This window comes from Streptomyces sp. NPDC002104, from assembly GCF_053593795.1.
In genome coordinates this window covers 1-10,475 of the sequence record NZ_JBSFDF010000101.1, presented here as the reverse complement: position 1 = coordinate 10,475, position 10,475 = coordinate 1, and the positions used below count along the sequence as shown (strand labels likewise).

Below are 10,475 nucleotides of genomic sequence, written 5' to 3'. Positions count from 1 at the left end.
CTGCGGGTGGGGGCCGGTGCCGGGGGCGGGGTGGGGTGTCGGCCTGGACTGCATGATTTAGGCGCCCTGTGCCCGACTTTCGACAGTTGTGGCTTGCCTTTGCGCCACAAATCACGCTTTACGTCCCGGCCAACACCCCACCCCGCCCCCGTCCCCGGCCCGCACGCAGCCCCTGACCCCGGGTCTTTTCAGCCGTCCGGCGTTTGAGGACCGGGGTCTGGGGCGGAGCCCCGGGTCTTTGGGGGTCCGGGCGCAGCCCGGTGCCCCCCATTTAGCCCCGCCGGCGTTTGAGGTGCGGGTCCGGGCAGCGCCCGGGGAACGGTGGAAGGGCGGGTAGGGGACTTCGCCCCGCAGGGCCGCCCGGCCGGGCCCCGCGCCGGGACGGCGAACACCCGACCGGTCACCGCCGGGCGGAGTCCCGCGCAGCGGTGCGAGGGGTGCGTCAGGAAGGGGTGGGTGCCGGGGTGGGGTGGAGTTGGTCGGCCAGCCAGGTGGGGATGCCGCCCAGGAGGTGGAAGAGGCGGCGGGCCTCGGCGCGGAGGCGGGTGGCCTCCGGTTCCGGTTCGGCTTCGGCCAGGGCCGCCAGGGCCGGGGCCGTGCCGATCAGGAAGCCGAGGTCCTCCCGGATGCGGAGGGATTCCGCGAAGCCCTTGCGGGCCTCGGCGACCTCCCCGTCCCGCAGGGCCAGCGCCGCCAGGTGCCGCCAGGTGAAGGAGAGCAGGAGGGTGTCGCCGTGGGCCAGGGCCCCCGCATGGGCCCGCCGGTAGGCGGGCAGGGCGGAGGACGGCGCGTCCGCGAGGTGTTCGGCGACCAGGCCCCGGCGGAAGTCGAGGAGGGGCCGGGTGCGGGAGCCGGGCGACAGCAGGGCCGCCGCGCGGCCGAGCGCGGAGCGGGCCTCGTCGGCCCGGTCGCGTACGCCCAGGACGGTCGCCGCGTACGCCAGGTGACCGCGTTCGCACGCGGCCGCGCCCCGGTCGTCGTCGTCCTGGGAGACGGCTTCGGCCACCCGCAGCGCGTCCTCGGCCTCGGCCCAGCCCTGGCCCGTGAACAGGCAGCGCTCGACCAGGAGCCCGGTCCGCTGCACGGCGGCTCCCGCGTCGTGCAGGTGCGGCGTCAGCAGGGCCGCCGCGTCGGTCCAACAGCCGCGCGAGCGCAGCCGCCATATCGCCCGCTGGAGGGGGTCGTCTCCCCCGATAGTTCCGGCACTGGACATGGCGGTATCCGCCACATTGCCCTCCCCAAAGCAACCAAGCAGCACGTCGTTGAGCCCTGGGGCGAAATGAGAGCACGGATCGGCGGCTTCGGCCAAGGGGTCGGGTGAACTCTTTCACAAAGTCCGGACGGATCATCAGCCGACCCCGCCCGGACCCGACTCGGGCTCCAGCGGGGCCCGAGGCCCGCTGACCGGCCCCCCGGCCGGTCAGGCGGCGGATCTTCTCAGCTCATCCGCAGTGCGAGGAAGAAGTCGAGCTTGTCCTCCAGCCGGGAAAGGTCCCGTGCCGTCAACTGCTCGATTCGCCCGACCCGGTACCTCAGCGTGTTGACGTGGAGGTGCAGCCGCGTCGCGCAGCGGGTCCACGAGCCGTCGCAGTCGAGGAAGGCTTCGAGGGTGGGGATGAGCTCCGCGCGGTGGCGGCGGTCGTAGTCCCGCAGCGGGTCGAGCAGCCGGGCCGTGAAGGCGCGGCGGACGTCGTCCGGGACGAACGGGAGCAGCAGGACGTGCGAGGCGAGCTCGTGGTGGCCGGCCGCGCAGACCCGGCCCGGGCGGGCCGCCGCGACCCGGCGGGCGTGCCGGGCCTCTTCCAGGGCCCCGCGCAGGCCCTCGGCGGAGGACACGGCCGCGCTGACGCCCAGGGTGAGCCGGCCGTCGTCGGCGAGCCCGGCCGCGAGGGGGTCCCGTACGGCCGCGAGCAGCGTTTCCGCGTGCAGGGCGGTGTCGGGGCCCTTCTCCTCGCCGGGCTCCCCGGCGGGCGCGGGCAGCGGTACGAGGGCGATCGCCTCGTCCCCGGCGTGCGCGACGGCGATCCGGTCGGACGGTTCCGGTCCGGAGACCGAGGGGTCGACCAGGATTTCCTCGAGGAGCGACTGGGCCACCGGGCCGCCGGCAATGTCGCCGCCGTCCCAGTCCACCCGGGCCACGACGACCTGCCAGTGCGGGGCGGTGCCCAGGCCGGGCAGGAGGACCGGCGCGGCCACCCGCAGGCGGGCGGCGATCTCGGCGGGCGGAGCGCCCGTCTGGACCAGTTCCAGGACCTCCTGGGCCAGGCGCCGGCGCACGGTGCGGGCCGCGTCGCGGCGGTCCCGCTCGACGGCGATGAGCTGGGTGACGCCCTGGAGCAGGTCGAGCCGCTCGGCGGGCCAGTCGCCGGCGTCGGCCTCGACGGCCAGCAGCCAGTCCGAGAGCACGCTCTCGCGGACGTCGCGGGCCGCCGGACCTGCGGCTCCGCGGCCGTGTCCCCTGATCGGGAAGAGGGAGTAGGTAATACCCTGGAGGGAGATCCGGTGCGGACCCCTGCGGCCCGTCCGGACCGCCGCGAGGTGCTCGCTCGCCAGTGCCGCGCAGATGCCCGGCGCCAGCGGCTCGCCCGCCCCGGCGATCTGCCGGCCGGTGGGGGAGAGCACCCAGGCCCGGAGATCGAGGTCCGTGGTGAGCAGATCGAGGACCACATCGGGTCCACCACCGGCGGGACCGGAGGTCATGAGCCGCCGATGGCGGTCCACGACGGCCGCGAGGTCCCCGGCGCGCTCTCCCGAGACCTGCCGCACCACGTACTCGGTGATGGTGGCGAATGCAACGTCTTCGTTTACAGCGAACAACGGCAGACGGTTGCGCAGACACGCCGTGACGAGATCGTCGGGAATGTCACCCAGCTCGGCCTCGCCGGCCGCGAGGCCGGCCACGCCCGCGCTCGCGAGGATTCGTACGAACGGCTCGGAGTCGGCCGAATTTCGTCTCCATGCCAGGCCAGTGAGGACCAGTTCCCCTCCGGATAGGTATCGGCTGGGATCCCTCAGGTCGGTCGTCATGACCCCGCGGACCGTCCGGTCGAGTTCTTCCTCGCCGCCCAGCAGCCGCAGCCCCAGCGCCTCGGTTTCCAGCAGTGCGCGCAGCCGCATGATGTCGCCGCCGATCTGTCTCGAATGTTGCCGTTGGAAATCGGGCAGGTCGTCGCATCCTGCCTTTCATACGAATCTACAAGACGAGGGAGGTCCCCAGCCAACTCCTTCATGGTTTCGGTGACTGCACCCGGGGGACGCAGGGCCGGTGTACTGAGTCCACACCGCGTTAACAGCACGTGAACGACCAGTCGAGGGCCCAACGGCCTCCTGGCTTGAAGTGAACGACCCGATTAAGAAGAAGAGAGCCGCACATGGACTTCCTTCGCCCCGCCAGCTGGGAGGAGGCGCTCGCCGCTAAGGCCGAGTTCCCCACAGCTGTGCCGATTGCGGGTGGCACCGATGTGATGGTCGAGATCAACTTCGACCACCGTCGGCCGGAGTACCTCCTGGACCTGAACCGCATCGGTCTCCTGCGGGAGTGGGAGGTCGGCGAGGACGTGGTACGTCTGGGCGCCTCCGTCCCGTACACGCAGATCATGGAGAACCTCCGCACGGAGCTTCCGGGACTCGCGCTCGCCTCGCACACGGTCGCGTCCCCGCAGATCCGTAACCGCGGCGGCGTCGGCGGCAACCTCGGTTGCGCCTCGCCGGCCGGCGACTCCCACCCCGCGCTCCTCGCGGCGGGTGCCGAGGTCGAGGTGGAGTCCGTACGCGGATCCCGCCTGATCCCGATCGACGAGTTCTACACCGGCGTCAAGCGCAACGCGCTGGCCGCCGACGAGCTCATCAAGACCGTCCACGTCAAGAAGGCGGACGGCCCCCAGCAGTACTCCAAGGTCGGCTCCCGCAACGCGATGGTCATCGCCGTCTGCGCGTTCGGCCTGGCGCTGCACCCCGAGACCCGCACGGTCCGTACCGGTATCGGTTCGGCCGCGCCGACCCCGATCCGGGCGAAGGCCGCCGAGGAGTTCCTCAACGCCGCGCTCGAAGAGGGTGGCTTCTGGGAGTCCGGCAAGGTCATCACCCCGTCGATCGCCAAGCAGTTCGGTGACCTCGCCTCCGGCGCGGCCAACCCGATCGACGACGTCCGCGGCACGGCGAAGTACCGCCGCCACGCGGTCGGCATCATGGCTCGCCGCCAGCTCGTCTGGACGTGGGAGCAGTACCGCGGTTCGAACAACGGCCGCTCGCTTGAAGGGGCTGCGTAATCATGCGCGTCAATTTCACTGTCAACGGCCGTCAGCAGGAAGCCGACGACGTCTGGGAGGGCGAGTCCCTTCTCTACGTCCTGCGCGAGCGCCTGGGCCTGCCCGGTTCGAAGAACGCCTGTGAGCAGGGCGAGTGCGGTTCCTGCACCGTCCGCCTCGACGGCGTGCCGGTCTGTTCCTGTCTGGTCGCGGCCGGTCAGGTCGAGGGCCGCGACGTCGTGACCGTCGAGGGCCTGGCGGAGTTCGCCAAGCAGCGCGACGAGCACAGCCACGGCGGTGCCTGCGGCACCGGCGGCGGCTGCGGCAGCAAGGGCGGCGTCACCCTGGACGCGGCCAAGCAGTGGCAGGCCAAGCCGGGCGACTCGCAGACCGGTGAGGGCGTCGAGCTCTCCACCATCCAGCAGGCGTTCATCGACGCCGGCGCCGTCCAGTGCGGTTTCTGCACCCCGGGCCTCCTGGTCCAGGCGGACGCGCTGCTGGAGGCGAACCCCTCCCCGTCCGACCAGGACATCCGTGAGTCCCTGTCCGGCAACCTCTGCCGCTGCACGGGCTACGAGAAGATCCTCGACGCGGTCCGCCTGGCGGCCGCCCGTCAGTCTGAGGCGGTCTGACCATGGCCCAGAACACGCGTACGGTCCCGGCGGGAACGCCGACCAACGTCACGCAGAACCACCAGAAGGGCGGGATCGGCGAATCGATTCTGCGCCCGGACGGCACCCTCAAGGTGACCGGTGAGTTCGCGTACTCCTCGGACATGTGGCACGAGGACATGCTGTGGGGCCAGACGCTCCGCAGCACCGTCGCCCACGCCGAGATCGTCTCGATCGACATCTCCGAGGCCCTGGCGATGCCGGGTGTCTACTCGGTCCTGACGTACGACGACCTGCCGGCCGAGATGAAGAACTACGGCCTCGAGATCCAGGACACCCCGGTTCTCGCCAACGGCCGGGTGCGTCACCACGGTGAGCCGGTCGCCCTCGTGGCAGCCGACCACCCGGAGACCGCCCGCCGCGCGGCCGCCAAGATCAAGATCGACTACAAGGAGCTGCCGCTCGTCACGGACGAGGCTTCCGCCCTCGCCCCCGACGCGCCGCTGATCCACGTGGGCCGCGACGACCACCACATCGGTCACGTCCCGCACCCGAACATCGTGCACCGCCAGCCGATCATCCGCGGCAACGTGGAAGAGGCCCGCAAGCGCGCCGACGTCATCGTCGAGGGCGAGTACACCTTCGGCATGCAGGACCAGGCCTTCCTCGGCCCGGAGTCCGGTCTGGCCGTACCGTCCGAGGACGGCGGTGTCGAGCTCTACGTCGCCACCCAGTGGCTGCACTCGGACCTCCAGCAGATCGCCCCGGTCCTGGGCCTGCCGCCGGAGAAGGTCCGGATGACGCTCTCGGGCGTCGGCGGCGCGTTCGGTGGCCGTGAAGACATCTCGATGCAGATCCACGCCTGCCTCCTGGCCCTGGCCACGAACAAGCCGGTCAAGATCGTCTACAACCGCTTCGAGTCCTTCTTCGGCCACGTGCACCGTCACCCGGCGAAGCTGTACTACGAGCACGGCGCCACCAAGGACGGCAAGCTCACGCACATGAAGTGCAAGATCGTCCTGGACGGCGGCGCGTACGCGTCCGCCTCCCCGGCGGTCGTGGGCAACGCCTCCTCGCTCTCGGTCGGTCCGTACGTCCTGGAGGACGTGGACATCGAGGCGATCGCGCTCTACACGAACAACCCGCCCTGTGGCGCGATGCGCGGCTTCGGCGCCGTCCAGGCCTGCTTCGCGTACGAGGCCCAGATGGACAAGCTCGCGGCGAAGCTGGGCATGGACCCGGTCGAGTTCCGCCAGCTCAACGCCATGGAGCAGGGCACGATCATGCCCACCGGCCAGGTCGTGGACGCCCCGGCGCCCGTCGCCGAGCTGCTGCGCCGGGTCAAGGCCCGCCCGCTGCCGCCGGAGCGCCAGTGGGAGTCGGCCGGCGAGGGCGCGGACGTCCGCGCGCTGCCCGGCGGCCTCTCCAACACCACCCACGGTGAAGGCGTCGTCCGCGGCATCGGCTACGCGGTCGGCATCAAGAACGTCGGCTTCTCCGAGGGCTTCGACGACTACTCCACCGCCCGCGTGACCCTCGAGGTCATCAACGGCGAGGCCGTCGCGATGGTCCACACGGCCATGGCGGAGGTCGGTCAGGGCGGTATCACCGTCCACACCCAGATCGCCCGTACGGAGCTGGGTGTCTCGCAGGTCACCATCCACCCGGCCGACACCCAGGTCGGCTCCGCCGGTTCCACGTCCGCCTCGCGGCAGACGTACATGACCGGTGGCGCGGTGAAGAACACCTGTGAGGCCGTCCGCGAGGCGGTCCTGGAGATCGGCCGGCGCAAGAACGGCTCGTACCACCCCGCGTGGGCGACCGCCGAGCTGCTCCTCGAAGGCGGCAAGGTCGTCACCGATGGCGGAGAGGTCCTCGCGGACATCGCCGACATCCTCGAGGGTGAGGACGCGATCGACATCGAGCTCGAGTTCCGTCACGCCCCGACCGAGCCCTTCGACCTGGTCACCGGCCAGGGCAACGGCCACGTCCAGTACACCTTCGCCGCGCACCGCGCGGTCGTCGAGGTGGACACCGAGCTCGGCCTCGTCAAGGTCGTCGAGCTGGCGACCGCCCAGGACGTCGGCAAGGCCCTGAACATGCTCTCCGTGGTCGGCCAGATCCAGGGTGGTACCACCCAGGGCCTGGGCGTCGCGATCATGGAAGAGATCATCGTGGACCCGAAGACCGCGAAGGTGCGCAACCCCTCCTTCACGGACTACCTGATCCCCACCATCCTCGACACCCCGACCATCCCGGTCGACGTCCTGGAGCTCGCCGACCCGAAGGCCCCGTACGGCCTGCGCGGCATGGGCGAGGCCCCGACCCTCTCGTCCACCCCGGCCGTCATCGCGGCGATCCGGGCGGCGACCGGTCTGGAGATCAACAAGACGCCGATCCGTCCGGAACTGCTCACCGGCACCCTCTAGGACGGCGTGGTCCGGGGGCCGTGAGGCCCCCGGACCCCCCAGACTTCCGGGCGGTGCGACACGGGAACGTCACACTTCCAGTCGCACCGCCCGGAGCACAGAAGTCCGGAGTCATCAGCACCGCACCGCTCGCGGTCAGTTTTCACCGGCAGTACCCCCCAGCAGTACCCCCCGGTGCACCGACTACCCCAGGTGACACCAGGAGTACCAGCCGTACCGCAGAACCCTCGCAGTACCCGCAGTACACGCAGTGCACAATTTGCGTCGCCTCGGGCCGTCACCCCGGGTCGTGCAGCCAAACGCGTTTTCCCAAATCCCGTGTCTCCAATCTTTATGCGGGTGCCCCTTTGAACCTTGGGAGTTAGGCACCATGACCCAGTCCTCTGTGGAGCCCAAGACCAGTGCGGAGGAAGCCGGAGACGGCTCTTCGAACCCCACTGGACAGTCTTGGCTCGACCGGTACTTTCACATCAGCAAGCGCGGATCCAACATCGGCAACGAGGTTCGTGGCGGTATCACGACCTTCATGGCCATGGCCTACATCCTCCTGCTGAACCCGCTCATCCTGTCCGGCAAGGACGTCGGCGGCGACACGATGAGCCAGAAGGCTCTGATCACCGCCACCGCCTTCGCCGCGGCGCTCACCACGCTCCTCATGGGCTTCGTCGGCAAGGTGCCGCTCGCACTGGCCGCCGGTCTGTCCGTCTCCGGTGTCCTCGCCTCGCAGGTCGCCCCGCAGATGACCTGGCCGCAGGCCATGGGCATGTGCGTGATGTACGGCGTCGTGATCTGTCTCCTGGTCGTCACCGGCCTCCGCGAGATGATCATGAATGCGATCCCGCTCGCGCTGAAGCACGCGATCACCATGGGCATCGGCCTCTTCGTCGCCCTGATCGGCCTCGTCAAGGCCGGCTTCGTGGGCCACGGGTCCGAGTTCGGTCCCCCGGTCCAGCTCGGTTCGGTCGGCGAGCTCGCCGGCTGGCCCGTCTTCCTCTTCTGCGTGACGCTGCTCGCCATCTTCATGCTGCAGGCCCGCAAGGTCCCCGGCGCGATCCTGATCGGCATCGTCGGCGGCACCATCCTCGCGGCCATCCTGAACGCCATCGTGGACATCGACCCGAAGGCCTGGAAGAACGGCGCTCCGGAGCTCTCCGGCTCCGCGGTCTCGATGCCCGACTTCTCGCTCTTCGGCAAGGTCGAGTTCGGCGGCTGGGGCGACGTCGGTGTCATGACGATCGGCATGATCGTCTTCACCCTGGTGCTCGCCGGCTTCTTCGACGCGATGGCCACCATCATCGGTGTCGGCACCGAGGCCAAGCTCGCCGACGACCAGGGCCGCATGCCGGGCCTGTCCAAGGCGCTGTTCATCGACGGTGCCGGTGGCGCCATCGGTGGCATCGCGGGTGGCTCCGGCCAGACCGTGTTCGTCGAGTCCGCCACCGGCGTCGGTGAGGGAGCCCGCACGGGTCTCGCCTCCGTCGTCACCGGCCTCTTCTTCGCCGCTTGCCTCTTCTTCACCCCGATCACGCAGATCGTCCCCGGTGAGGTCGCCTCCGCGGCCCTCGTGGTCATCGGCGCGATGATGATGCAGAACGCCCGCCACGTGGACTGGGCCGACAGCGCCACCGCGATCCCGGTCTTCCTGACCGTCGTGATCATGCCGTTCACGTACCAGATCACCGCTGGTGTCGCCGCCGGTGTCATCTCCTACGTGGCCATCAAGATCGCGCAGGGCAAGTTCCGCGAGATCGGTGCCTTCATGTGGGCGCTGACCGGCATCTTCATCATCTACTTCGCCCTCCACCCCATCGAGGGATGGCTCGGCGTCAACTGAGCCGGGCGGATCTGATCCGTAACAAAAGCCGCACCCTCCACGTATCCGATACTGGAAACCGAACCTCTCCGAGGAGGCCCCCATGCTGGACATCGCCGAAGAACTGAACCGGTGGGTCGAGCAGGGACGTGACTTCGCCGTCGCCACGGTCGTGGCGGTCGGCGGGAGCGCACCCCGCCAGCCCGGAGCGGCCCTCGCCGTCGACAGCGACGGCACGGCCATCGGTTCGGTCTCCGGCGGATGCGTGGAGGGTGCGGTGTACGAGCTGTGCCAGCAGGCGCTGGAGGACGGCGAAACCGTCCAGGAGCGCTTCGGCTACAGCGATGACGATGCCTTCGCCGTCGGTCTGACCTGCGGCGGAATCATCGACATCCTGGTGACCCCCGTCTCCGTGGACTCTCCCGCCCGGGAGGTGTTCGCGGCTTCGCTGGCCGCCGCCGCTCGCGGGGAGGCGGCGGCGGTCGCGCGGATCGCCGAAGGCCCGGCCGAGCTCATGGGCCGCGCCGTACTCGTCCGGGGCGAAGGCTCCTACGAGGGCGGGTTCGGCGGTCACCCCGAGCTGGACCGGGCGATCGCCGACGAGGCCCGGGCGATGCTCGACGCCGGCAAGACCGGCGTGCTGGAGATCGGCGCCGACGGCCGCCTCTGCGGAGAGCCGCTCAAGGTGCTGGTCGAGTCCAGCGTCCCGCCGCCCCGGATGGTCGTCTTCGGGGCGATCGACTTCGCCTCCGCCCTGGTGCGGATCGGCAAGTTCCTCGGCTACCGGGTGACGCTGTGCGACGCCCGGCCCGTGTTCGCCACGAATAAGCGTTTCCCCGAGGCGGACGAGATCGTGGTCGACTGGCCGCACCGCTACCTGGAGGAGCAGTCCTCCAGCGGTGCGATCGACGGCCGGACGGTCCTGTGCGTCCTCACGCACGACGCCAAGTTCGATGTCCCGCTCCTCGAACTGGCCCTCAAACTTCCCGTCGCCTACGTCGGCGCCATGGGCTCCCGCCGCACCCACGAGGACCGCAACAAGCGGCTCCGCGAGGTCGGCGTGACCGAGCTCGAACTGGCCCGGCTGCGCTCCCCGATCGGCCTGGACCTCGGCGCCCGCTCGCCGGAGGAGACCGCGCTGTCCATCGCCGCCGAGATCGTCGCCAACCGGCGCGGCGGCACCGGAGTGGCCCTGACCGGCGCGCACATCCCGATCCACCCGGACGTGGCGAACACGGTGATCAGCAGGATCGGTTCCGTCGCTTGAAGAGCTGACGAGCTGTAGCACGGTGTGGAAAGGGCGCGACCCCGCGGGGTCGCGCCCGTTGATTATTCCGGCGGCGGCCGGGATGCATCCCGTATTAAATTACAGTTG

General features: G+C 70.2%; 7 protein-coding genes. 5 read left to right on the top strand and 2 right to left on the bottom strand.

Annotated features, from left to right (window positions below; all coding sequences use genetic code 11):
- Positions 1-442: 442 nt before the first annotated feature.
- Together ACWCP2_RS37755 and ACWCP2_RS37750 are read right to left on the bottom strand one after the other, a co-directional pair.
- Positions 443-1,228: a hypothetical protein gene (locus tag ACWCP2_RS37755; RefSeq protein WP_450913057.1), complete on the bottom strand. Its 786-nt coding sequence runs from the start codon at positions 1,226-1,228 to the stop codon at positions 443-445.
- Positions 1,229-1,437: 209 nt separating this feature from the next.
- Positions 1,438-3,117, bottom strand: a complete 1,680-nt coding sequence (locus ACWCP2_RS37750; RefSeq protein WP_266885523.1) for a PucR family transcriptional regulator — start codon at positions 3,115-3,117, stop codon at positions 1,438-1,440.
- Positions 3,118-3,371: 254 nt separating this feature from the next.
- On the opposite strand from ACWCP2_RS37750, the gene ACWCP2_RS37745 reads away from it, so the two are divergent.
- The 5 genes from ACWCP2_RS37745 to ACWCP2_RS37725 all read left to right on the top strand — a co-directional run bounded on the left by ACWCP2_RS37745 (position 3,372) and on the right by ACWCP2_RS37725 (position 10,367).
- Positions 3,372-4,268 (top strand): FAD binding domain-containing protein, encoded by an 897-nt coding sequence (locus ACWCP2_RS37745; RefSeq protein WP_250744166.1) that lies wholly within the window; start codon positions 3,372-3,374, stop codon positions 4,266-4,268.
- A 2-nt stretch (positions 4,269-4,270) separates the two neighbouring features.
- Positions 4,271-4,879, top strand: a complete 609-nt coding sequence (locus ACWCP2_RS37740) for a (2Fe-2S)-binding protein (RefSeq protein ID WP_450913056.1) — start codon at positions 4,271-4,273, stop codon at positions 4,877-4,879.
- 2 nt (positions 4,880-4,881) lie between these two features.
- Positions 4,882-7,287 carry a xanthine dehydrogenase family protein molybdopterin-binding subunit gene (locus ACWCP2_RS37735; RefSeq protein WP_450913055.1) on the top strand — a complete coding sequence of 802 codons (2,406 nt, stop codon included), beginning with the start codon at positions 4,882-4,884 and terminating at the stop codon, positions 7,285-7,287.
- Between the two features lie 370 nt (positions 7,288-7,657).
- Positions 7,658-9,121 (top strand): NCS2 family permease, encoded by a 1,464-nt coding sequence (locus tag ACWCP2_RS37730; protein WP_450913054.1) that lies wholly within the window; start codon positions 7,658-7,660, stop codon positions 9,119-9,121.
- A gap of 82 nt (positions 9,122-9,203) precedes the next feature.
- On the top strand, positions 9,204-10,367 hold the full coding sequence (locus tag ACWCP2_RS37725) for an XdhC family protein (protein ID WP_450913053.1): 1,164 nt from the start codon (positions 9,204-9,206) through the stop codon (positions 10,365-10,367).
- Positions 10,368-10,475: the final 108 nt, after the last annotated feature.

Bases quoted from the DNA above. Each gene is read 5' to 3' on its own strand.
- ACWCP2_RS37750 (WP_266885523.1), bottom strand. From the start codon at position 3,117: ATGCGGCTGCGCGCACTGCTGGAAACCGAGGCGCTGGGGCTGCGGCTG.
- ACWCP2_RS37745 (WP_250744166.1), top strand. From the start codon at position 3,372: ATGGACTTCCTTCGCCCCGCCAGCTGGGAGGAGGCGCTCGCCGCTAAG.
- ACWCP2_RS37740 (WP_450913056.1), top strand. From the start codon at position 4,271: ATGCGCGTCAATTTCACTGTCAACGGCCGTCAGCAGGAAGCCGACGAC.
- ACWCP2_RS37735 (WP_450913055.1), top strand. From the start codon at position 4,882: ATGGCCCAGAACACGCGTACGGTCCCGGCGGGAACGCCGACCAACGTC.
- ACWCP2_RS37730 (WP_450913054.1), top strand. From the start codon at position 7,658: ATGACCCAGTCCTCTGTGGAGCCCAAGACCAGTGCGGAGGAAGCCGGA.
- ACWCP2_RS37725 (WP_450913053.1), top strand. From the start codon at position 9,204: ATGCTGGACATCGCCGAAGAACTGAACCGGTGGGTCGAGCAGGGACGT.